This window comes from Planomicrobium okeanokoites, assembly GCF_003428875.1.
Taxonomy (GTDB): domain Bacteria; phylum Bacillota; class Bacilli; order Bacillales_A; family Planococcaceae; genus Planococcus; species Planococcus okeanokoites.
In genome coordinates, this window is sequence record NZ_QQRS01000001.1 from 201,710 (window position 1) to 225,136 (window position 23,427).

26 protein-coding genes and 1 other annotated feature are annotated in these 23,427 nt (G+C 48.9%); of the genes, 25 read left to right on the plus strand and 1 reads right to left on the minus strand.

The features are described 5' to 3' along the window. The first annotated feature begins 276 nt into the window (after positions 1 to 276). The 15 genes from D2910_RS01055 (at position 277) to pheA (ending at position 11,410) form a co-directional block, all read left to right on the plus strand. Positions 277 to 885: a Maf family protein gene (locus D2910_RS01055; RefSeq protein ID WP_117312128.1), complete on the plus strand. Its 609-nt coding sequence runs from the start codon at positions 277 to 279 to the stop codon at positions 883 to 885. Next, positions 879 to 1,571, plus strand: a complete 693-nt coding sequence (gene radC, locus D2910_RS01060; protein WP_117312129.1) for a RadC family protein — start codon at positions 879 to 881, stop codon at positions 1,569 to 1,571. The genes D2910_RS01055 and radC overlap by 7 nt, the downstream gene beginning before the upstream one ends. Positions 1,572 to 1,660: 89 nt before the next feature. Then, positions 1,661 to 2,689, plus strand: coding sequence for a rod shape-determining protein (locus tag D2910_RS01065; protein WP_084246283.1), 1,029 nt, complete (start codon positions 1,661 to 1,663; stop codon positions 2,687 to 2,689). Between the two features lie 18 nt (positions 2,690 to 2,707). Then, positions 2,708 to 3,595: a rod shape-determining protein MreC gene (mreC, locus tag D2910_RS01070; RefSeq protein ID WP_117312130.1), complete on the plus strand. Its 888-nt coding sequence runs from the start codon at positions 2,708 to 2,710 to the stop codon at positions 3,593 to 3,595. Then, entirely contained in the window at positions 3,592 to 4,116 is a 525-nt protein-coding gene (gene mreD / locus D2910_RS01075) for a rod shape-determining protein MreD (protein ID WP_084246279.1), read from the plus strand. Before mreC ends, mreD begins: the two co-directional genes overlap by 4 nt. Before the next feature lie 97 nt (positions 4,117 to 4,213). Then, positions 4,214 to 4,882 carry a septum site-determining protein MinC gene (gene minC, locus D2910_RS01080; protein ID WP_117312131.1) on the plus strand — a complete coding sequence of 223 codons (669 nt, stop codon included), beginning with the start codon at positions 4,214 to 4,216 and terminating at the stop codon, positions 4,880 to 4,882. A gap of 1 nt (position 4,883) precedes the next feature. Continuing rightward, entirely contained in the window at positions 4,884 to 5,684 is an 801-nt protein-coding gene (gene minD / locus D2910_RS01085; protein WP_117312132.1) for a septum site-determining protein MinD, read from the plus strand. Positions 5,685 to 5,809: 125 nt separating this feature from the next. After that, on the plus strand, positions 5,810 to 6,748 hold the full coding sequence (locus D2910_RS01090) for a nuclease-related domain-containing protein (RefSeq protein ID WP_117312133.1): 939 nt from the start codon (positions 5,810 to 5,812) through the stop codon (positions 6,746 to 6,748). 356 nt (positions 6,749 to 7,104) lie between these two features. Beyond that, positions 7,105 to 7,186, plus strand: a sequence feature (ribosomal protein L21 leader region). Between the two features lie 14 nt (positions 7,187 to 7,200). Continuing rightward, positions 7,201 to 7,509, plus strand: a complete 309-nt coding sequence (rplU, locus tag D2910_RS01095) for a 50S ribosomal protein L21 (RefSeq protein ID WP_084246273.1) — start codon at positions 7,201 to 7,203, stop codon at positions 7,507 to 7,509. A gap of 2 nt (positions 7,510 to 7,511) precedes the next feature. Next, positions 7,512 to 7,841 (plus strand): ribosomal-processing cysteine protease Prp, encoded by a 330-nt coding sequence (locus tag D2910_RS01100; protein WP_117312134.1) that lies wholly within the window; start codon positions 7,512 to 7,514, stop codon positions 7,839 to 7,841. A gap of 13 nt (positions 7,842 to 7,854) precedes the next feature. Continuing rightward, the gene (rpmA, locus tag D2910_RS01105) at positions 7,855 to 8,148 is read left to right on the plus strand and encodes a 50S ribosomal protein L27 (RefSeq protein WP_084246269.1); all 294 of its coding nucleotides are present in this window, start codon (positions 7,855 to 7,857) and stop codon (positions 8,146 to 8,148) included. Between the two features lie 103 nt (positions 8,149 to 8,251). Beyond that, positions 8,252 to 8,770 carry a Spo0B domain-containing protein gene (locus tag D2910_RS01110; protein WP_117312135.1) on the plus strand — a complete coding sequence of 173 codons (519 nt, stop codon included), beginning with the start codon at positions 8,252 to 8,254 and terminating at the stop codon, positions 8,768 to 8,770. 1 nt (position 8,771) lies between these two features. Continuing rightward, complete coding sequence (gene obgE, locus D2910_RS01115; protein ID WP_084246265.1) at positions 8,772 to 10,061, plus strand: GTPase ObgE; 1,290 nt, start codon at positions 8,772 to 8,774, stop codon at positions 10,059 to 10,061. A 17-nt stretch (positions 10,062 to 10,078) separates the two neighbouring features. Further along, on the plus strand, positions 10,079 to 10,531 hold the full coding sequence (locus D2910_RS01120) for an ACT domain-containing protein (protein ID WP_084246263.1): 453 nt from the start codon (positions 10,079 to 10,081) through the stop codon (positions 10,529 to 10,531). A gap of 15 nt (positions 10,532 to 10,546) precedes the next feature. Further along, positions 10,547 to 11,410, plus strand: a complete 864-nt coding sequence (gene pheA / locus D2910_RS01125) for a prephenate dehydratase (RefSeq protein WP_117312136.1) — start codon at positions 10,547 to 10,549, stop codon at positions 11,408 to 11,410. 370 nt (positions 11,411 to 11,780) lie between these two features. Here pheA and D2910_RS01130 read toward each other — a convergent pair whose 3' ends face one another. After that, positions 11,781 to 12,314, minus strand: coding sequence for a transcription repressor NadR (locus D2910_RS01130; RefSeq protein WP_101803760.1), 534 nt, complete (start codon positions 12,312 to 12,314; stop codon positions 11,781 to 11,783). Between the two features lie 125 nt (positions 12,315 to 12,439). Between D2910_RS01130 and ruvA the strand changes: the two genes are divergently transcribed. The 10 genes from ruvA to D2910_RS01180 all read left to right on the plus strand — a co-directional run bounded on the left by ruvA (position 12,440) and on the right by D2910_RS01180 (position 23,320). Then, positions 12,440 to 13,039: a Holliday junction branch migration protein RuvA gene (gene ruvA, locus D2910_RS01135; RefSeq protein ID WP_117312137.1), complete on the plus strand. Its 600-nt coding sequence runs from the start codon at positions 12,440 to 12,442 to the stop codon at positions 13,037 to 13,039. A gap of 310 nt (positions 13,040 to 13,349) precedes the next feature. Next, positions 13,350 to 14,348 carry a Holliday junction branch migration DNA helicase RuvB gene (gene ruvB / locus D2910_RS01140; RefSeq protein WP_084246255.1) on the plus strand — a complete coding sequence of 333 codons (999 nt, stop codon included), beginning with the start codon at positions 13,350 to 13,352 and terminating at the stop codon, positions 14,346 to 14,348. After that, positions 14,345 to 15,430: a tRNA preQ1(34) S-adenosylmethionine ribosyltransferase-isomerase QueA gene (queA, locus tag D2910_RS01145; protein WP_117312138.1), complete on the plus strand. Its 1,086-nt coding sequence runs from the start codon at positions 14,345 to 14,347 to the stop codon at positions 15,428 to 15,430. Before ruvB ends, queA begins: the two co-directional genes overlap by 4 nt. Then, on the plus strand, positions 15,423 to 16,565 hold the full coding sequence (gene tgt / locus D2910_RS01150; protein ID WP_117312139.1) for a tRNA guanosine(34) transglycosylase Tgt: 1,143 nt from the start codon (positions 15,423 to 15,425) through the stop codon (positions 16,563 to 16,565). The genes queA and tgt overlap by 8 nt, the downstream gene beginning before the upstream one ends. 35 nt (positions 16,566 to 16,600) lie before the next feature. After that, the gene (gene yajC / locus D2910_RS01155; RefSeq protein ID WP_084246252.1) at positions 16,601 to 16,876 is read left to right on the plus strand and encodes a preprotein translocase subunit YajC; all 276 of its coding nucleotides are present in this window, start codon (positions 16,601 to 16,603) and stop codon (positions 16,874 to 16,876) included. A 380-nt stretch (positions 16,877 to 17,256) separates the two neighbouring features. Next, positions 17,257 to 17,571: a post-transcriptional regulator gene (locus D2910_RS01160; protein WP_084246251.1), complete on the plus strand. Its 315-nt coding sequence runs from the start codon at positions 17,257 to 17,259 to the stop codon at positions 17,569 to 17,571. 71 nt (positions 17,572 to 17,642) lie between these two features. Next, positions 17,643 to 19,919 carry a protein translocase subunit SecDF gene (gene secDF, locus D2910_RS01165; protein ID WP_117312140.1) on the plus strand — a complete coding sequence of 759 codons (2,277 nt, stop codon included), beginning with the start codon at positions 17,643 to 17,645 and terminating at the stop codon, positions 19,917 to 19,919. 81 nt (positions 19,920 to 20,000) lie between these two features. Next, positions 20,001 to 20,390, plus strand: a complete 390-nt coding sequence (locus D2910_RS01170) for a LapA family protein (protein ID WP_101803754.1) — start codon at positions 20,001 to 20,003, stop codon at positions 20,388 to 20,390. Positions 20,391 to 20,474: 84 nt separating this feature from the next. Beyond that, positions 20,475 to 22,817: a single-stranded-DNA-specific exonuclease RecJ gene (recJ, locus tag D2910_RS01175; protein ID WP_117312141.1), complete on the plus strand. Its 2,343-nt coding sequence runs from the start codon at positions 20,475 to 20,477 to the stop codon at positions 22,815 to 22,817. Beyond that, the gene (locus D2910_RS01180; protein WP_084246247.1) at positions 22,808 to 23,320 is read left to right on the plus strand and encodes an adenine phosphoribosyltransferase; all 513 of its coding nucleotides are present in this window, start codon (positions 22,808 to 22,810) and stop codon (positions 23,318 to 23,320) included. Before recJ ends, D2910_RS01180 begins: the two co-directional genes overlap by 10 nt. Positions 23,321 to 23,427: the final 107 nt, after the last annotated feature.

Consider the following 23,427-nt stretch of genomic DNA (forward strand, 5'->3'; position numbering starts at 1 on the left):
CTTTTGAAGAAGTAGTAATAATGGAAAAATTGGATAATGTTTTATTGTTTTGACAACGTGCTTGAAATGGAAAATTTACTGGAGCTTGAAAAGGGCTGTTCAATCGTCATAATTGCTAAATTTAATGGCTGTTTTCAATGATGCCGCCGGATATTTAATTTGCCTGCCGCAAATTTCATATTTGGATCGTCCATAGCCGGCAAAATCCATTTTTCGCAATTTGAAGTGGCCGTCGGGGTGGTGGTATTCTTAAGGAAAGAAAAAGGAGGCGTTTTTATGTATTTCAAACCCCAGCAACCGGTTGTCCTGGCATCGCAGTCGCCGAGAAGACGCGAACTGCTCGAGATGCTCGGATTTGATTTCCGTGTGATTCCAAGCAAAAAGGAAGAGCCGAAACCGGAACAATTCCAGAATGCGCTGAACTATGTCATCAATTGTGCGGAAATGAAAGCGGCGGATGTCGCGAAAAAGAATCCGGAGGCAGTGGTCATCGGATCGGATACAATCGTCGTATGCGACGGTGAAATCCTCTTAAAGCCGGAAGATAAGAAACAGGCGATAGCAACGTTGCGCAAACTTTCCGGCCGAAGCCATGAAGTGATTACAGCCGTAGCGATTAAATCCGGAAACAGTGAAATGCAATTCCACGAGACGACTGAAGTGACTTTTTTCAATTTGCCGGACAACTGGATCGAAGCCTACACGAATACGGACGATCCTTACGACAAAGCGGGCGCTTACGGCATCCAGACGCTGTCGGGTCTATTTGTTGAGAAGATCAACGGAGATTACAATACGGTGGTCGGCTTGCCGGTTGCCCGTTTGGCGCGGAAACTTTCAGACGCTGGTTACATCAGCCTGTCGGGGAGCCGTGTCGAATGCTGAAGGAACAGTCATTGATGATCCGCGATGTCCATACAGCAGACCGGCCGCGCGAACGGCTGGTCAATCAGGGGGCGCCGAGCCTGTCGAACCAGGAATTGATCGCCATCATGCTGCGCACCGGTACAAGGCAGGAGTCCGTCCTGCATCTGGCGAACCGAGTGCTGAATCATTTTGAACAGATCCAGCAGCTTAAAGACGCCAGCATTGAAGAACTCACATCCATCAACGGCATCGGTCAGGCGAAGGCGGTCCAGTTATTGGCCGCTGTCGAACTTGGCAGGCGCCTGTCCTCCAAACAGACGGATGCGAAATTCACCATCCGTTCCCCTAAAGATGCCGCCTCATTTCTCATGGCGGATATGACTTCACTCAAACAGGAACATTTTGTCGTTCTATTTTTGAATATAAAGAACCAGGTTTTGCATAGACAGACAATATTTGTCGGAAGTTTGAACGCCAGCATCGTCCATCCGCGCGAAATTTTCAGGGAAGCGGTGCGCCGATCGGCCGCGTCCATTGTCTGCGCGCATAACCATCCATCCGGCAATCCCGCGCCGTCGCCTGAAGATATCGCGGTGACCAAGCGGCTGATGGAAGCCGGAAGCATTGTCGGCATTGAGTTATTGGACCATATCATTATCGGGGACCATCAGTTCATTTCATTAAATGAAAAGGGATATATGTAGCACTGTTACTTTCTTTACTTTTCAGCTATAATGAGTAGTATTGTGTAAACTCTATGGCTTTTTGGCATATAAAGAAGGGAAGATTTGACGTGTTTGGAATGGGATCAAAAGATGTAGGAATCGACTTAGGAACTGCTAACACACTAGTATTTATTAAAAATAAAGGGATTGTTCTGAGAGAACCATCCGTTGTCGCGAAAAATACGCAAACCGGCGAAATCGTCGCTGTCGGCAACGACGCGCGCAATATGATCGGCCGTACACCGGGATCCATCGTGGCAATCCGCCCGATGCGTGATGGCGTCATCGCTGATTACGATACAACAACTGCAATGATTCAATATTATATGAAGGAAGCGATGAAGAAAGTCGGCGGATCGATGAAAAAGCCGAACGTCATGATCTGTGTTCCTTTTGGCATCACATCCGTAGAACAGCGCGCAATCATCGACGCGTCACGTCAAGCTGGCGCACGTGAAGCGTTCACAATCGAAGAGCCGTTCGCAGCTGCAATCGGCGCAAGTCTTCCGGTTTGGGAACCAATGGGCTCCATGGTCGTCGATATTGGTGGAGGAACAACGGAAGTTGCGGTCATTTCACTTGGCGGCATCGTAACGAGCGAATCCATCCGTGTTGCCGGGGATGCGATGGACCAGGCAATCACGCAATATATCCGTAAAACGTATAACCTGACGATCGGGGAACGTACAGCTGAAGCCATCAAGATGGAAATCGGCGCAGCGCGTGTCACTACACCGGAAGAAAAAGCGGTGAAAATGGACATCCGCGGCCGCGACTTGTTGACAGGCTTGCCGAAAACGATTGAAATTTCTTCCGAAGAAATCGCTGAAGCGTTGAAGGAATCCGTTCTTTCAATCATTGAAGGCGTGAAGAAGACGCTTGAAACGACTCCGCCGGAATTATCGGCTGACGTCATGGAACGCGGAATCGTTCTTACTGGAGGCGGCGCTCTCCTGAAAAATCTGGATAAAGTCATTTCGGATGAAACTCAAATGCCAGTCCTGATTGCAGAAAACCCGCTGGATTGCGTGGCAATCGGCACAGGCAAAGCACTTGATAATATTGATCAAATCCGTCGCATGCAATCAACTAAATAAGTAAGGAGGATTGCTGCCATGTCTAGGTTCTTTTCGAACAAGCGGCTAATTCTGTTGATGCTCGGGGTTATTCTGCTCGTAGCATTAATTTCCTATTCCTTGCGGGATCGCGACAATGTATCCTTTCCGGAACAGATCATCAAAGACACAGTAGGTGCCGGACAGTCCCTGTTTTCCGGCCCGGCGCATTTTGTCACCGGCATATTCGATAACGTTGATTCACTTTTGAATACATATAAGGAAAATCAGCATTTGAAAGGCCGTCTGGAAGAATTCGCGGCAGTGAAAGCGGAAGTGACCGACCTGCGTTCCGAGAACGATCAATTGAAGGAAATCGTCGGCAAGGAAGCCGACTTGCGGGATTATAACCCGATCCAGGCAACCGTCATTGCGCGGAACCCGGATCAATGGGAAGAAAAAGTTATTTTGAATAAAGGCGAATCGGATGGTGTCATGGAAAACATGGCAGTCATGACGGCTCAGGGGCTGATCGGTAAAGTCACATTGGTGACTGCTACGACATCCACTGTCGAATTAATCTCAACACAAAACCCCAATTACCGGGTTTCTTCAATGGTCATCGGCGGGGAAGAAGGCGTCTTCGGTTTAATCGAGGGCTATGACGCTGAACGCCGCGAACTCTTATTGAAGCGTATTGATGCGCAAATCGAACTTGAAGTCGGCCAGCAGGTCGTTTCAAGCGGACTCGGCGGGATTTTCCCCAAAGGTCTGATCATCGGTGAGATTACAGAAATCACCATTGATGAATTCGGTCTGACGAAACTTGCGTATGTCAAACCGTCAGCCGACTTTACATTGCTGAACCATGTCATGATCGCCGATCGTGAAATGCCTGAAACAAAAGGTGAAGATGAGGGCGTCGCAACGGAGGAAGAAGGATCATGATCCGTTATCTCCTTCCGCTGATCGCACTCGTCCTGTTTTTCCTCGAACCCGTCTTTGGATTATTTTCCCCGTTGCAGCTTGACGGGGTTTATTATTATATTGTGCCTCGTTTTTTATTGATGTTCCTGATTTTCGTAACGGTCTATTATGATGCCAAACATGCAATGTTCTACGGTTTATTTTTCGGCCTCTTGTACGATGTCTTTTTCATTGATATTATTGGACTATATTCATTTTTGTACCCGATGATGTGTCTGATCGCGGGTTACATCGTCAAGTCAGTGCACCGTAATCTGATCGTTGCCACTCTCCTGACACTGGTCCTGACAGCACTTTTTGAATTTGTGCTGTATTTATTCTTTTCATTTATCGCCCTTGCTTCAATGCCGGTCGATGTCTTCCTGACTTCACGTCTTTTGCCGACAATGATCGCCAATTCCTTATTTCTGGTCATGCTTGGCTGGGCATTCAAATCAGTGATCGTCGCGCGGTTGATCGAACGTGAAAACAGTAAAGTCTAATCCGAATGAAAAGCGGGAACCATTTGATTTTGATGCTTTCTCAACGGAAAGAAGTTTATACTCAGGTATTTAATTTGAAAGCGCAGGTGACGTATTTTTGAAGAATCTTGTCCAAATAAGAGGAACGAAAGAAGGCCTTGTGCTGCAGCTCGACGATCAGTGCGACTACACGGACATGCTGAACGAACTGAAGGCCAAGGTTTCGGACCCTGCGCTTGATGGCAGCGCCGAAGTGCAGCTCCATCTGGGCTATCGCTATTGCACCGAAGCTCAATATAAGGAAGTCGTCGCAACCATCCAGAACAACTCGCATCTGCGGGTGTCGAAGATGCGCAGTGAAGTGATTTCCGTCGAAGAAAGCAATAAACGGATCCAGGAACGCCAGTCCGAGACTTATGTCGGCATCGTGCGTTCCGGGCAGGTAGTGAAAGCTGAAGGGGACCTCGTCGTAGTCGGCGATGTCAACCCGAACGGCCGTGTTGTGGCCGGCGGCAATATCTACGTGCTGGGCCGTCTTAAAGGAATCGCCCATGCAGGCGCGAACGGCAACCGTGAGGCTGTCATTGCCGCGTCCTGGCTTGAGGCGACTCATTTGATGATCGACGATTCCATCGAGACGATGACCGACGAATTGTCGGTGCTGTCCGAACAGCCCGAAATGGAATGCGCATATTTACATAGCAACGGCCAGAACATCGTCATCGACCGTCTGCAGGAATTGCGGTACATCCGACCGCAAATTTCAACGTTTAAAGGAGGAAGCTAGTGTGGGAGAAGCAATCGTCATAACATCAGGCAAGGGGGGCGTCGGTAAAACGACGACAACCGCCAATCTCGGCACTGCATTGGCTCTTCAAGGGAAAAAGGTTTGCCTGATCGATACCGATATCGGCCTGCGCAATCTTGATGTTATCTTAGGTCTTGAAAACCGCATCATCTATGACCTTGTCGATGTTCTCGAAGGCCGCTGCAAAGTGCACCAGGCTCTCGTCAAAGACAAGCGTTTTGAAGATATGCTGTATTTATTGCCAGCCGCCCAGACGACTGACAAGAACGCCATCAATCCGGAGCAGATGAAGGAACTCGTGACCGAACTCAAAAAAGACTACGATTTCGTCATCATCGACTGCCCGGCCGGCATCGAGCAAGGCTATAAAAACGCCGTCGCCGGTGCTGACCGCGCCATCGTCGTCACCACCCCTGAAATTTCAGCCGTGCGCGACGCCGACCGCATCATCGGCCTGCTCGAGCTCGAAGAAAACATCGAGCCGCCAAAACTCATCATCAACCGCATTCGCCAGCATCTCATGAAAGCCGGCGAAGCACTCGACATCAACGAAATCACGACCCACCTGTCCATCGACCTCCTTGGCATCGTAGCCGATGACGAAAGCGTCATCTCCAGCTCGAACCGCGGTGAACCCGTCGTCATGAACCCGGCCAACCCGGCCGCCATGGGCTACCGCAACATCGCCCGCCGCCTGCTCGGCGAATCCGTGCCGCTGATGACGATGGATAAACAGAGTACCGGTGTGTTTTCGAAGATTAAGGCTATTTTTGCTAAATAAAATTTTTCATCATGCGACCCTCACAGAATTTTGTGGGGGTTTTTGTGTTTTATCAATGGAATAAATACTTCACTAACAAAGCGCAATTGATAAGGTTGAGTTCGAAATATGAAAAGGGGTGCGGGTTGGACGTTCATATGTTGAAAGGGATGGTGTTATATGATCGGTTGCCGGTGGGTCATCCGGCAAAAGTGAAGATGTTTGGCGAAGTGAAAAGGTCTCTGGCGGGAGCGGCAGGCGAGAAGCGGACAGTTGAATTGCTGGAGCGGGAATTGGATCTTGTAGAGAAGGCGAAGATCTTTCGAGGCGTGTGGCTTCCTTATATGGATGGTTTCGCACAAGTGGATGTTCTCGTGCTGCACCCAAATTTTGTCTGCGCGCTCGAAGTGAAGAACATGATCGGTGAATTCCATTTCGATTCGATCAACTTTCAATTCCACCGGATCATCGACGGCCGCGTCGAAGGCATGCGCAATCCCGAATCCCAGCTCCACCGCGCAGTCAAAGCCTCCGAAAAATTCTTCGGCTGCAAAGTCCATGGCACCATCGTGCTGTCGAGCCGCTCGGGAAGAGTCGCCGTGCCGCCGAAACTCTATTCGGTCATTGCGCTTGATTACCTACCGTTCCATATCGAGAAGATGGTGGACGTTCGCACCGCGCACAACGTAGAAGGTCTTGAGGGCTTAGTGCGGCGCAGCCGCGGGCAATTCAACGGTCCTGATCTTTTGGAGAAGCATAAGCTGACGAGGGAGTGTTTGGAGGTGGGGGTGAGGTGTTTGGGGTGTGGGAAACAAAAGATGGAATGGTCGAGACTCAGGTGGCGCTGCAATAAATGCGGGAAAGTTTCTGCAGATACTCACGAATTCGCTTTGCAGGAGTATATGGTTTTATTTGGTGAGGAGTTGACTACAGAATTCGCTTATACCTGGCTTGGGATAAAAGATAAATACACTTTGTATCGAATGCTGGAAAAATCAACCATTAAAATTAATAATCGTGGCAAGAGGCTAATTATTGAAAAAAGGGAGCTACTTATTGATTATTTTGAGACGATTTATTCTTAGCCGCACTCCAAACGGTTTAACCCGCACCCCAAAGAGGTCAAGCCGCACCCCAACTCGTTTAAGCCGCACCTCAGAGCAATCAAGCCGCACCACGGAAATAAATATGTATAATACTTCCTGGACAAAGACGCCTTTTCAAGAACTCAACTACAGATTTCAACCAATTCACTGTTCGACAAGTCCATTTGAACATATAACTAACTCATTACCGCTCAAACCAGACCCATTTCCACCCAAACCAATCCAATTCCTTACTTAACTAATAAATTCTCAACCCATTCCCACCCAATCCAACAATATCTATTGACGCCACTAGCTCCGGCGTGATATTATTTTAATGTTATGTTTGTAGCGCACCTGTGCTACAACCGCTCGAACCGGGTCAGCAAGCATTCGCAGCAATGTGGATCACCTGGATAGGCGAGTCTTAGTCTAAGAGGAGGTGCAAGGATATGTACGCAATTATTGAAACTGGTGGTAAACAGATCAAAGTTGAAGCGGGTCAGGAGATCTACGTTGAGAAATTGAACGGAGAAGCTGGTGACACGATCACATTTGACAAAGTTCTATTTGTAGGTGGAGATGACACTAAAGTGGGTGTTCCTTTTGTTGAAGGAGCTACTGTTACAGCTAAAGTTGAAAAACACGGCAAACAGAAAAAAATCACTGTCTTCAAATACAAAGCTAAAAAGAACTACCGTAAAAAGCAAGGTCACCGTCAACCATACACAAAATTGACTGTTGACGCGATCAACCTGTAAGGATGATCAAAGTTAAAATTAAAGAGACGTCAGGTCGCATTTCGTCATTTGAGATGTCAGGACATGCGGACTTCGCTGAACATGGGCAAGACCTGGTATGTGCCGGCGCATCTGCTGTTTCATTTGGAGCAGTGAACGCCATTATGGAACTTACCGGAATTGAACCGGAAATCACGCAGTCGGAAAGCGGCTATTTAAAAGTCGGTTTAGCGGATGACCTTGACGGGAAAACAGATGAAAAGGTGCAACTGCTCCTTCGCAGCATGATTGTTTCGTTAAAAACGATTGAACAAGACTATGAAGAATATATTAAAATAACCTTCACAGCTTAGGAGGTGGGACAGAATGTTAAGATTAGATCTTCAGTTTTTCGCATCCAAAAAAGGTGTAGGTTCAACGAGAAACGGACGTGACTCAGAATCTAAACGCCTTGGCGCTAAACGTGCAGACGGCCAAGAAGTTACTGGTGGTTCAATTTTATACCGTCAACGCGGTACTAAAATTTATCCAGGAGAAAACGTTGGACGTGGCGGAGACGATACACTTTTCGCTAAAATCGACGGCGTTGTGCGCTTTGAGCGCTACGGCCGCGACAAGAAAAAAGTGAGCGTATACCCAGTAGTTGCACAAGAAGCTTAATAAAAACGAAAAGGGCTGCTTTCGCAGCCCTTTTTCTTTTTTAGGAATTTCTCGAATAAAATTGGTATACTGAAAAAAGAAGAAAGTTTAGGACGTGAGTGTAATGGATAACTCGATTACGGTGGCACAAGCGCTTCGGCATGCGCGCCACGATTTCTTGAATGAGCTTCAATTGATTCAGATGAAACTTGATCTTGGACGTGGGCAGGACGTGAAATCGATTATTCGATCGCGTGCCGAAGCGGCTGTGCAGCTAAACAGGCTGACAGCGCTTAAGATGCCGGCAACCGAAAATTGGCTGCTGACGGCGGAATGGCGTTTTCCGGAATTTCGTTTCCATTTGGAATGCCTTGCGGAAGCAGGGATGGCCACAAAAGATGCAGCATTCGCTGACTGGCTGGAACAGTTTTTCACCAGCCTGAAAAAGCAGGCGGATCCTGCGTCGGACACTAGTTGCCGAACGACGTTGAAAGAACATCAATCCGCATTTGAAATCGGGTTGGAATTGGACGGAAACTTGCCGGATGCATTAGAGCTTCCGGAAGTGCCGGGTTTATTGATAAAGAAAGACATTGCAGCGGACAATACAAAAATTATTGTCAGCGCAAAGATGGAGGGATAATATGTTTGTCGATCACGTAAAAGTTTATGTTAGAGGTGGCGACGGTGGGGATGGCATGGTAGCATTCCGTCGCGAGAAATATGTACCGAACGGCGGACCAGCCGGCGGTGACGGCGGTAAAGGCGCGAACGTCGTCTTTATCGTACAGGAAGGTTTGCGCACGCTGATGGATTTCCGCTACAAACGGATATTTAAAGCGGACCGCGGAACACACGGCATGAGTGCCAACAAACACGGCGCGAAAGCGGAAGATCTGGTTATCGAAGTTCCGCCTGGCACAGTGGTGAAAGATGCTGATACGGGCGAAACGATCGCTGATTTGGTTGAACACGGCCAAACAGCCATCATCGCTAAAGGCGGACGCGGAGGACGCGGCAACTCGCGCTTTGCGACACCTGCCAATCCGGCACCTGAGCTTTCGGAAAAAGGTGAACCAGGATTTGAGCGCAACGTCATTCTGGAATTGAAAGTGCTTGCGGATGCAGGGCTTGTCGGATTCCCGAGTGTCGGAAAATCGACTTTATTGTCAGTCGTATCGGCTGCTAAACCGAAAATCGCTGAATATCATTTCACGACGATCGTGCCGAACCTCGGAATGGTTGAAACGGAAGATCAGCGCAGCTTCGTTATGGCCGATTTGCCTGGATTGATCGAAGGCGCGCACGAAGGGATCGGCCTTGGCCATCAATTCCTGCGCCACATCGAACGGACGCGCGTCATCGTCCACGTCATCGATATGTCCGGCATGGAAGGCCGCGATCCGTATGAAGATTATTTGACAATCAATAAAGAATTGGAACAATACAATATGCGTTTGACGGAACGTCCGCAGCTGATCGTTGCGAATAAGATGGATATGCCGGATGCAGAAGAAAATCTGGAGGAATTCCGTAAGAAATTGCCGGAAGATGCCCGGATTTTCCCGATATCGGCTTTAAGCCGCCAGGGCTTGAACAATCTTTTATTCGCCATTGCGGATCTTCTTGAAGTAACGCCTGAATTCCCGATGATCGACGAAGAAGCCGACGAATCGGAAAGCTCTGTTCTTTACCGCCACGAATCGGAAGGCGATGGTTTCAACATCACCCGCGATCCGGACGGCGCTTATGTATTGAGCGGCTATGCGATCGAGCGATTGTTCAAGATGACCGACTTCTCGCGTGAAGATTCAATCCGCCGATTTGCCCGCCAGATGCGCGGCATGGGCATTGATGACGCATTGCGTGAGCGCGGTGCTGAAGACGGCGACACAGTTCGCCTGCTTGAATTTGAATTCGAATTTACTGAATAAATCTGGAGGGGACATGGATGAAGGATATTTCGGAACAGCGGTATTATTTGGTGCGCGAGGATGTGCTGACCGAAGCGATGCAAAAAACGCTCGAGGTCAAGAAGATGCTGCAGCGTGATAACATCTCCATACTCGATGCCGTGGAGAAGACCGGCTTATCCCGATCCGCTTTCTATAAATACCGGGACGCTGTTTTTCCATTTCATTCCATCGTCAAAGAACGGATACTGACGATTTTCCTTCAATTGGAGGACCGGACGGGCACGCTTGCGACTTTGCTCGAGGCGGTGGCCCAGGCTGGCTGCAATATTTTGACGATCCATCAGACGATTCCAATCCAGGGACGCGCCAATGTGACGCTGTCTTTGGATGTTACGGCGATGGAGCAGGATCTCGACAGCTTTTTGCATCAGCTGAAAAAACTCGATTTTGTCGAGTCGGCGGATGTGGTTTCAAGCGGATCATTATAATTTAGGAGTGGTTTGATGGCTGAGCAGCAGACGAAAAAACGAATTTCTTTTTTGGGTCCGGACGCTTCGTTCACCCATTTGGCGGCATTGAAGGCATTTCCAGACAGCGAATTGATTGCTTACACAACAATTCCGGAATGCATCGAAGCCGTAGCGGACAATGAAGTGGAATATGCGGTCGTGCCGCTGGAGAATGCGCTGGAAGGCTCAGTTCCGCTGACGATCGATTATCTGTTCCATGAAGTACAGCAGTATGTGACGGCTGAAGTGCTGTCGCCAATCGAGCAGCATTTGATGGTTCATCCGGATAACGCAAAATCGGATTCCTTCGAAGCGATTTATTCGCATCCGCATGCTTTGGCGCAATGCCATAAATTCCTTTACTATACCTTTAAAAACACACCGCTTGAACAATACAGCTCGACTTCGGCAGCGGCCAAAATGGTCAGCGAGCTGCCGGAGCGGAATATTGCAGCGATTGGCAATGAATTCTCGGCCCAGAAATATGGCCTGACCATTGTCCACCGGGAAATCCATGATTTCCATTTCAATCACACACGTTTTTTCGTACTGTCGAAGACGAACCACCAATTGGACAATCCGGCTCATAACGATAAAGTGAAAACGACGTTGATGATTTCGCCGCCGAAAGACGACCGTTCAGGAGTCCTTCATCAGGTGCTGTCCGTCTTCGCCTGGCGCCAGCTCAACTTGAGTAAAATCGAGTCGCGTCCGCTGAAGACGGGCCTCGGCAATTATTTCTTCATCGCCGATGTGGTGGATGACGAAATGTCGCCGATGATGCAAGGCGCCTTCATGGAACTCGCGGCTCTCGGCTGCACGGTTAAAACGCTCGGTTCGTATTATACCTACGAATAAAAGAGGAAAGCTCCGCTGCCGGATCGGCTGCGGAGCTTTTTTTACGTTCTCAGGGCTTTGGAATGAAAAGCCTTCGCGGACGCGAAGGCTCCCTTTAAGGACTTGGAAGTTTTCGCTATGCGAAAACTTCCGCTTGAGGTCTGGGATAAAGGGGGAATCGCTTGCCGATCACATTTCTGTCGTAGCCGATCATAAATTGTCCGTAGCCGATCACAAACCGGTGATAGCCGATCACAAATCATCCGTAGCCGATCATAAAACACAAAATCAGCTTAACGGCAAGCTTTATTCCAGTTTCCGGGCAATAAAATCTGCAGAAAAAAGAAAATCCCGTGAATCTGAAAGCGATTCACGGGAAAAACACTCAATTTTATTCACTTTCCTCCAATAAATAACCTGCTGCACGCATATCATTCATTGCCTGTTCCAAAATCGCGACATTCGGAGCGGTAATCGTGTGGAGATGCAATCCGCCGGTCAGCTCCAGTAAATAGCTGGCGCCGGTTTCCCGCACACGCTGCATGAACATATCGACTTCACGGCGTGACGACACGTGGATGCCGGCTGTCAGTTCGCCGTAGACAGGATGTTCAATCGTCACATCTTTGACGGTGACGCCCGCATCGACGAGCACATATAATTCATCCTGCGTATCTTCGGGTTTATGGAAACACGCCAGTACGCGGTACAGATCGTCATCTGCAGTTTCGCGCATGTACAGATAGCCCTGGCTGGTGGCGATAATCGGTTCGCCTTTCGCTTTCAACAATGTCATGTCGCCGACAATGACCTGCCGCGACACGCCCATAAGTGAAGCAAGCTCGCCGCCTTTCAGCGGATCGGCTGTCTCTTTCAATTTGTCCAGCAGCAATTGCCGGCGCTGTTCTCCCATAATTTTCTTCATTGAGATCCCTCGCTTTAATTCGTCATAAACCCATTTTACCACGGGGCGACTTTGGGCGGGTTTATTTCGTCTAAAGGGCTCAGATATGCTATAATCATAGAGTTGAATTGAAGGGGAGAAATGATATGTACGATTACATAAAAGGGCGGGTTACGCGAGTGACGCCTGAATATTTAGTGATAGAACAGGCGGGAATTGGCTGGCAGATTTTTGCGCCGAATCCGTATTCGTTCGGTTCGGATGAGCTGCAGGTATTCCTGCACCACCACGTCCGCGAAGACGCCCAATTATTATTCGGTTTTCCGACGCTGGAGCAGCGCGAACTTTTCCGCAAGCTGATATCGGTGTCGGGCATCGGACCAAAAGGCGCGTTGGCGATTTTGGCTAGCGGTCAGCCGCAGCACGTCATCGAAGCGATCGAGCGGGAAGATGAGTCGTATCTCGTCAAATTCCCGGGCGTTGGCAAGAAGACGGCGCGCCAGATGATCCTCGATCTGAAAGGCAGGCTGGCGGAATTCTTCGGCGATCCATTTGAGGACAATGAAGAGACGGGTGGTTTGCTGTCGGTTGAAGACAATGAACTTGAGGAAGCGATGCTGGCGCTTGGCGCGCTTGGTTATTCTGAACGCGAAATCAATAAAGTCAAACCGAAGCTTAAGGATCTCGACCTGAACACGGAAGCTTATATGAAGAAGGCTTTGCAGCTTTTGTTGAAGCAGAATTGAGATCTTAATCAATGGTGTAAATTTATATATCGCTTCGGCGCTTAGGACAAAGCTCCCGCAATAAGCCGAGAAGATCACTCGTCTTATTGCTTCGCTCAGTCCATTGGCGCGCCGGCGCTAAAACAGTAGCTTAGGATAAAATAGCATAAAAGATATGAAGCAAAACAGCGAAGAGTTGACCGAAGCCTGCAAGGGCAACTCTTTGCGACGAAGCAGCGCAGCGATGCAGGAGCAGAGGTTTTGGAAAGCAAGCTGTTTTGCGGAATATCGGTTATAAAGGATTAATATAAATAATAAGGAGGTGCAGACCATGGAAGAACGGGTGATAGGAAGCGAGATTTCCGAATTTGATGAGCGTTTTGAGCAGTCGTTGCGTCCGCAGTATCTGTCCCAGTATATCGGGCAGCAGAAAGTGAAGCATAATCTTGAAATTTTCATCGAAGCGGCGAAAATGCGTGAGGAGAGCCTGGACCATGTGCTGCTCTATGGGCCTCCGGGTCTTGGTAAGACGACGCTCGCAGCGGTCATCGCCAACGAGATGCAGGTCGGCGTCAAGATGACGAGCGGCCCGGCGATCGAACGTCCAGGTGATTTGGCAGCGATCGTTTCTTCGCTGGAGCCGGGAGATGTCCTGTTCATAGATGAGATTCATCGCCTGAACCGCTCGATCGAAGAAGTGCTGTATCCGGCGATGGAAGATTTCTGCCTCGATATTGTCGTGGGCAAAGGCCCGACGGCGCGTTCTGTGCGCTTAGATCTACCACCTTTCACATTAATCGGTGCCACAACGCGCGCGGGTGCTTTATCCGCGCCGCTTCGTGACCGGTTCGGTGTGCTGGCTCGACTTGATTATTACGACACGGAAGCATTGACTGAAATCGTTGTCCGCAGTTCTAAATTGTTTGAAGCGGATATCGACCCGAACGCGGCTGTTGAAATCGCGCGGCGTTCACGCGGAACCCCGCGGATTGCGAACCGTCTATTGAAGCGGGTCCGTGACTATGCGATGGTACGCGGCACCGGTTCGATCACAATGGACATGGCGGATCAAGCTTTAGAGATGCTGCAGGTCGATCCGCTTGGTCTGGATCACATTGACCACAAACTGATCACCGGAATGATTTCCCGTTTCCGCGGCGGACCGGTCGGGCTGGATACGATTGCGGCAAGCATCGGGGAAGAGTCGACGACGATCGAAGATGTCTATGAACCGTATTTATTGCAGATCGGCTTTATCCAGCGGACACCGAGAGGCCGGACTGTCACAGCTGCAGCCTACGAACACTTTAAATTGGAGATGCCTGAATGACGAAAACTACTCAACAACCCAATACACTTAATGTAAATGATTTTGACTTTGAGCTTCCTGAAGAATTGATTGCTCAAACGCCGCTTCTTGACCGTACGTCAAGCCGGCTTTTGGTCATGAATAAAGAAAGCGGCAAGACCGAACATAAGCATTTCCGCGACATCATCGATTATCTGCACGAAGGCGACACGCTTGTTTTGAATGACACGCGCGTGCTGCCTGCGCGCCTGATGGGCGTCAAGGAAGATACAGGCGCCAATATCGAAGTTCTTCTATTGAAACAAATCGAGGATGACGTATGGGAAACACTTGTGAAACCGGCGAAAAAAGTGAAAGTCGGTACGGTCGTAAGCTTTGGTGAAGGATTGCTGCGTGCTGAATGTACCGGCATCCTTGACCACGGCGGGCGCCATTTCAAGATGATCTATGATGGGATTTTCTACGAAATCCTCGATCAGCTTGGTGAGATGCCATTGCCTCCATATATTCGCGAAAAACTGGAAGATCAGGACCGTTACCAGACGGTATTCGCGAAAGAGCGGGGAAGTGCTGCGGCACCGACTGCCGGGCTTCATTTCACCGATGAATTATTGAAGGAAATCGAAGAGAAAGGCGTCAATATCGCCTTTATTACCTTGCATGTCGGCCTTGGAACCTTCCGTCCGGTATCGGTCGAATCGATCGAAGACCACGAAATGCACGCTGAATTCTACCGCATCACCAAAGAGACGGCAGAACTCATCAATAACACGAAAGCACATGGCGGCCGCGTCATTTCGGTAGGCACTACATCGACCCGTACGCTGGAATCCGTAGCCAATAAATTCGGCGGCGAGCTCCAGGAAGACAGCGGATGGACGGATATTTTCATCTTCCCGGGCTACGAGTTCAAAGCGATCGACGGCCTCATCACGAATTTCCATTTGCCGAAATCGACGCTGGTGATGCTTGTCAGTGCTTTATCGAACCGGGACAATATATTGAACGCATACAACGAAGCAGTAAATGAACGTTACAGATTCTTCAGTTTTGGAGACGCCATGTTCATTGAACCACAGAAAAAGGAGAATCACCATGACTGAAGCAGTCCGTTATGAACACATCAAAACCTGTAAACAGACCGGCGCGCGACTTGGCATCGTCCATACGCCGCACGGCTCATTCGAAACACCCGCTTTCATGCCGGTAGGCACACAAGCGACCGTTAAAACGATGTCACCGGAAGAATTGAAGGCGATGAACGCGGGGATTATCCTCAGTAACACATATCACTTGTGGTTGCGTCCTGGTAATGACGTCATCAAGGAAGCGGGCGGCCTTCATAAATTCATGAACTGGGACCGTCCGATTCTGACGGATTCCGGCGGCTTCCAGGTATTTTCATTGAGTGAATTCCGCAATATCAAAGAAGAAGGCGTCCATTTCCGCAATCACATGAACGGCGACAAATTATTTTTGAGCCCGGAAAAAGCGATGGAAATTCAGAACGATCTTGGATCTGATATCATGATGGCTTTCGATGAATGCCCGCCATACCCGGCGAGCCATGAATACATGAAATCATCTGTAGAGCGTACATCGCGCTGGGCAGAACGCTGCCTGGAAGCGCATGCGCGCAAAGATGTGCAAGGTCTTTTCGGCATCATCCAGGGCGGCGAGTACGAAGATCTTCGTAAACAAAGTACACAGGATCTGGTGTCACTCGATTTCCCGGGATACGCAATTGGCGGACTTTCTGTCGGCGAACCCAAAGATGTCATGAACCGTGCACTTGAATTCACGACCCCTTTGATGCCGACGAATAAACCGCGTTACCTGATGGGCGTCGGATCTCCTGATTCATTGATCGACGGAGCAATCCGCGGCATCGATATGTTCGATTGTGTCTTGCCGACACGCATTGCCCGTAATGGTACATTGATGACCAGCACTGGCCGTTTGAATATCAAAAACGCAGCGTTCAAGCGTGATTTCAATCCGATCGATGAAAAATGTGATTGCTATACATGCAAAAATTACACACGCGCTTATGTCCATCATTTAATTCGCGCAGATGAAACTTTTGGAATTCGACTTACCAGTTATCATAATCTGCAATTTCTGTTAAACTTAATGGAACAGGTGCGCCAAGCGATTCGTGAGGACCGCCTGGGAGATTTCCGCGAAGAATTTTTTGAGGCTTATGGCTTCAATAAACCAAACGCAAAGAATTTCTAAGACACAGATAGAGAGTGAAAGGGGGAATATGAATAATGGAAACTTTAGTTGCTTTATCACCTTTACTTCTAATGTTCGTTTTGATGTGGTTCTTTATTATCCGCCCAGCGCAGAAGCGCCAGAAGGCTACGGCCAACATGCAGTCTGAATTGAGACGTGGCGATCGTATCGTTACGATCGGGGGACTTCACGGCACGATCGATGCTGTGGATGATGCGACGATCTACATCACAGTTGCAGACGGTACTCGTATGCAATTCGAACGCCAGGCAATTGCCCGCGTTGTGGATCAGGCAAAAACGACAGTCTAAGAAATCTTCGCCTTCGAACTGAAGGCGATTTTTTTTAGAGATAATTCACGGATTGTTCAAATAAATTAAATATAATTAAATTGAAAACTTTAATAAACGATATTACGTAAAACAGCTCGCTTTCCTGGCTGCTTGCGCCGAGCTAACTCGGACTCGTTTCACTTCGCCCGGGTGGATCTCGTCACTTCGCTTGGTCGCCTGGGAGTCTTCGCTGTTTTGCTCCATATCTTTAGAAATTTCTCTAGCGCAGGCGCGCCGCAGGACTGGCCGGAGCAATAAGACGAGTGATCTTCTCGGCTTATTGCGGGAGGCTTGTCCAAAGCGACAAGCGGTGTGTAAATTTTATTTCTTTATTCAACTGATAAATGAGGGAAAAAACCATGCCGAAATATACCGAGCAATATGATGTCGTATTGCCATTCTTAGAAAGTAAATGTGAGGAATTCCAGTTTTCCGATTACGATACATTTACACCGGAAGATATTTGGCAATACCTGATTAAGAAGAAATGGCGCAAGAAAGATATCGGCGATATGCCGCTGCATGAAATGGTCAATGAAATCATGGAAATGCGGGCTTCGGAATTTGTGGCGTATCATCAGATCGAAGGCTTCAAGGGAGACAACTGGTTTTCAGGAGAAAATTCCGATGATCTGGAACAGCTGCTTCGGCCCACCCAGAAAAAACCAAAATGAATTTGACACGCTTTGATGCGTGTTTCATAATGAAGTTGCTGCGTTTTAGATAATGAGGAGGAACTATACATATGAAAGCAAGAGGTCGTATAATAGCCTTTTTCTTACTGGTCATTGTACTGATAGGAATGATTGGCACCACCAGCTTACCGATAGCTAAAGACATTAAATTGGGATTGGATCTGCAAGGCGGTTTTGAAGTTCTCTACGAAGTCCAGCCTTTGGAGGGCGGCCCTGAAATCACCAATGAAATCCTGTCTGACACAACTGACGCTCTGATGAACCGGATCAACGTTCTCGGTGTCAGCGAACCGGTCATCCAGATTGAAGGCGAAGACCGGATCCGAGTCCAACTGGCTGGCATTGAAGACCAGTCCCAGGCACGTGAATTATTATCCACGGAAGCGAACCTGACTTTCCGTGATGCGGATGATAATGTCGTGCTGGACGGATCGGATTTAAAAGAAGGCGGAGCTACTGGAACGTTCGGTGAAAACGGCCAGCCGATCGTATCGCTTGAATTGAAAGATCCAGGCCAATTCGCAGAAATTACGGGCGAAATTTCACAGCGTCCGCCAGGTGAAAACGTTCTGGTCATTTGGCTGGACTTTGAAGAAGGCGTCGATTCCTATGAGGAAGAACGCATGAAAGCAGATCCGAAGTTTGTTTCTGCTCCAAGCGTGCGCCAGCGCATTAACTCACCCAGTGTTCAAATCGAAGGTTCATTCACTGTAGAAGAAACACAAAATCTTGCAGGCATCCTGAATGCTGGCGCACTGCCAGTCAAGTTAACGGAGATCTACTCGACTTCAGTTGGCGCACAATTCGGGGAAGAAGCTCTGGATAAAACGACATTTGCCGCTGCAATCGGTATCGGCCTTGTCCTGTTGTTCATGCTTGTGTTCTATCGTTTCCCAGGAGTGATCGCTTTCATCACCTTATCGGTATATGTCTACTTAATCCTGTTGATCTTTGTATGGATCGGCGGAGTGCTGACACTGCCGGGTATCGCAGCAATCATGCTCGGTGTCGGTATGGCGGTTGATGCCAACATCATCACTTACGAACGGATCCGTGAAGAGATGCGGACTGGTAAGTCTGTCAGGGATTCATTTCGCATCGGCGCACGTTCATCGTTCTCGGCTATCATTGATGCCAACGTAACGACGCTGCTTGCTGCAGGTGTCCTGTTCTATTTCGGTACCAGTTCCGTAAAAGGATTTGCGACCTTATTGATCATTTCAATCCTTGCCAGCTTTATCACAGCGGTTTGGGGATCACGTCTATTGCTTGGCCTTTGGGTCCACAGCGGATTCCTCGACAGAAAATTCGGCTGGTTCGGTTTGAAAGCTGATAAGATCCACAATCTTTCCGAAGAAAAAGAAATCACTGATCTATCAACACCTTTCGACCGTATCGACTTTGCCGGCAACCGCAATAAATTCTTTGCCGCTTCACTGGCATTGATTGCAGCTGGAGCCATCGTGCTCGGCATCTTCCAGTTGAATCTCGGGATTGATTTTTCTGGAGGCACACGAGTTGAAGTAACTGCTGATTCAGCACTCAGCCAACAGGAAGTTGAAGAGTTCCTTGAAGAGACGGGTTATCCATCAGATGATGTGGTCATTTCGGGAGACGAATCCAATATCGGCGTTGCCCGTTATCAGGATGATTTCACCCAGGATCAGATCGATGAATTAACACAGGCGGCCAATGAAGAATATGGCCAGGATCCAAACGTTTCCACAGTTTCGAACCAGGTGTCCATCGAGCTTGCACAAAATGCTTTGTATGCCTTGGCGATTGCCGCGCTCGGCATCATCATCTATGTCGCATTCCGCTTCGAGTGGCGCATGGGTGTTGCGTCCATCGTTGCATTGATTCATGATACATTCTTCATCGTGGCGGTATTCAGCCTGCTTCGCCTTGAAGTGGATATCACTTTCATCGCGGCAGTACTGACGATAGTCGGTTACTCGATCAACGATACCATCGTTACGTTTGACCGGATCCGTGAAAACTTGAAACGCATGAAGAAAATCGAGACCGTCGAGCAATTGGAGAACGTCGTCAACGTTTCCTTGCGCCAGACACTCGTCCGTTCAGTCAATACTGTCATGACCGTCGTGCTGGTGGTTATAGCGCTTCTGATTTTCGGCGCACCTTCCATCACGAACTTCTCGATCGCTCTGTTGATCGGTCTGATTGCGGGTACTTATTCATCCATCTTCATCGCAGCCCAGTTGTGGCTTGTGCTTAAGAAGAAGGAACTGAACAAGAAAGGCCCGATCGATGTAGAGAAGAAAGAGCAGGAAAACAAATGGGGTTCTGATGAGCCTGTCGTCTGATAAGTTTATAAAGGAAATGGAACAGGGTATAGTAAAAATGACCCTGTTCCATTTTTTTATTTCAGAAAGGAGTTGGACGGTTTGAAAATACAATGGCTATTATTGATCGCACTCATTTTCGCAGTTATCATCGCAGCCTTTGCAGTCGTCAATGTCGACGCTGTTCCAGTCAATTATATCTTCGGGGAAGCAGAGTTTCCGTTGATCCTTGTCATCCTGGCTTCGGCATTGCTTGGCTTCCTGTTAAGTGGGGTTGTAGCAATTGCACGCAGCTATTCTCTGCAGCGCAAAGTAAAAGCTCTGCAAAAAGAAATGGCTGTCAAGGAATCCTTGATCGCTACGCAGCAAAATGAAATCGCCGAGTACCAGAAAGCTGGCGTCAATCCGGAAGCACAGGTTGTCACGAGCGACGAAGTGACGCGTGATGACCGGGTGGATAATTACGAAGAAAAACAACGCGACACATATTAAACAAGAAACCTTTCGGCAATTGCGCCGAAAGGTTTTTGTCTGCAGTTTTTTCTTGTATAATGAATCAGTGAGGAAGTGACTGATATGATAGAATCCAAAAAAAGATGGCGTTTGACGGAGCCCGATGCTCATGCAGTACGGGACATCCAACAGGAATTATCCCTTTCTTCTGTGCTGTCGAAAATCCTCGTGACCCGTGGAATTCGTACGGCGGAAGAAGCGCGAGCGTTTATGGCGACGGACGTTTCGGCCATACATAATCCTTATTTGATGAAAGACATGGACATCGCAGTGGAGCGGATCCGCCGAGCTGTCGATAATCAGGAAAAAATAATCGTCTACGGAGATTATGACGCGGATGGTGTAACGAGCACCGCTGTCATGATGACCGTTTTGCAGGATTTGGGAGCGGATGTTTCATTCATGATCCCAAACCGTTTTAAACATGGCTACGGCCCCAATAAAGAATTGTTCCAGCAGGCATATGACAAAGGCGCGAAATTGATCGTCACGGTCGATAACGGAATTTCCGGCATCGAACAAGTGGATTTTGCGGTCGGACTCGGGATGGATGTTATCATCAGCGACCACCACGATATCGGAGAGGCGATGCCGAATGCGCTGGCGATCGTCCACCCCCGTCATCCGGAAGGCAGCTACCCGTTCGGTGAATTGGCGGGAGTGGGTGTGGCATTTAAAATGGCGCACGCCTTATACGAAGAAATGCCGGATCACCTGCTTGAGCTCGTAGCGATCGGCACCATCGCCGACCTTGTGCCGATGCACGGTGAGAACCGGATTTTCGTTAAAGAAGGTTTGCAGGCATTGCGCGACACGCCGCGGCCGGCGATTGAAGCGTTGGCGGAAGTTGCCGGCGTGAAGCAGGAAGAAATCAATGAAGAAACGATCGGCTTCATGTTCGGTCCGCGCATCAATGCAATCGGCCGTCTGCAGGACGCCGACCCGGCAGTGGATATGCTGCTGACGGAAGACGCTGCTCAGGCACGTTCTTTGGCGGACGGACTGGATGTCTTGAATAAAGAACGGCAGGCGATCGTCAAGCAAATTGCGGATGAAGCGACAGCCCAGGTGGAGTCGCAATATCCGGACGGGCCACCGCATGTCATCATCGTTGAACAGGAAGGCTGGAATCCGGGAGTCGTCGGTATTGTAGCGTCCAAATTGGTTGAGAAATATTACCGTCCGACCATCGTTCTTTCATTGGATCCGGAGACGGGCAAAGCGAAAGGTTCGGCGCGCAGCATCGAAGGTTTCCACCTTTATAATGAATTGGCTGAGAACCGCGATATCCTGCCGGCATTTGGGGGACACCCGATGGCAGCGGGCATGACGCTCGAAGCCACTAATGTGGCAGATCTCCGCAAGCGCTTGAACAAACAGGCGGAAGCTTGTCTGACAAGTGAAGATCTTGTGCCGGTGGTCGATATCGATATTCCGGTTCAGCTGGAGGAAATCGACACGGATACAATTGAATCCATGCGCTATCTCGCGCCGTTCGGCATGGGCTTTGCCAAACCGAAGTTTTACATCCAAGGAGTCAAAGTGGCATCCATCCGCAAAATCGGAGCAGCGCAGAACCATTTGAAAGTGGAGCTTGCTTCAGGCGGTTCCACACTTGACGCTGTTGGTTTCGGGATTGGTGAAATCGGCGATCAACTGACGCCGGATGTGCTGATCGATGTGATCGGTGATCTGCAGATCAATGAGTGGAACGGCCGTAAAAAAGCACAGATGCTGATCGAAGATATCCGGACCGACCAGTGGCAGCTGTTTGATATCCGCGGCATCCGTCAGGTGTCGCGCTGGTCGAAGCTGATTCCTGAAAGAGATCAGGTTTATCTGGCATTCAATACGGAAACTGTGGCGGTTTTCAAAACTTTGATACCGCATCCGATCCACTCGGTCGATTCGATAGGACAGCTGGCAGGTGAGAAGCATCATCTCGTGCTGCTGGACCTGCCCGAGTCGGAAGAGCAATTGGAAGAAGTCTTGAAGAGGCTTACTCCGAAGCGGATCTACGCGCATTTCTATGCGAAGGAATCACAGTATTTCGAACAGATTCCAACGCGTGAGCAGTTTAAATGGCTGTTTGCTTTTATTAAAAAAAGGGGCACTTTTGACTTCAAAAAGCATTGTGATGAGCTTGCGAAACATAAAGGATGGACACGTGATTCGTTATTTTTCATGTTGCAGGTGTTTTTTGAACTCGGTTTTGTTACACTTAACAATGGACTTACTGAGATCGCAGAATCTCCAGGCAAACGCGACTTGGCCGAAGCGCCGAGCTATAAGAAGCGTGAACAGCAGATCGCCCTGGAACAAAAGCTTCTGTATGCATCTTATCGAGACTTAAAAGAGTGGTTCGACGCGAAAGTGTCTGCCAAGGAGGAACAGGTATGGATTTAAAAGAGTATATTACAATTGTAGAAGATTGGCCGAAACCGGGGATCCGTTTCAAAGATATCACTTCTTTGATGGACAATGGCGACGCCTATAAATACGCAACTGACCAGATTGTCGAGTATGCGAAACAAGTGGAAGCGGATATCATCGTCGGGCCGGAAGCCCGCGGTTTCATCATCGGCTGCCCGGTTGCTTATGCACTGGGACTCGGATTTGCTCCTGTCCGTAAAGAAGGCAAATTGCCGCGTGAAGTGATTCGTGCGGAATATGGCCTTGAATACGGCAAAGATGTTCTGACGATGCACAAAGATGCCATCAAGCCGGGACAGCGCGTCCTGATCACGGATGACCTCCTGGCGACAGGCGGAACGATCGAAGCGACGATCAACCTTGTCGAACAGCTTGGCGGAATCGTTGCCGGCTGTGCATTCCTGATCGAATTGACGTATCTCGACGGCCGCGACAAACTCGAAGGCTACGAAGTCTGTACCTTATTGCAATACTAATGAAAACTGGAGACAGCCCTGAACGCGTGATGCGTTTGGGGCTGTTTTTTTTGTTATGGGAAATGAAATCAGGTGGTATTGGCTGGGAATATTTGCTTTAATTTATT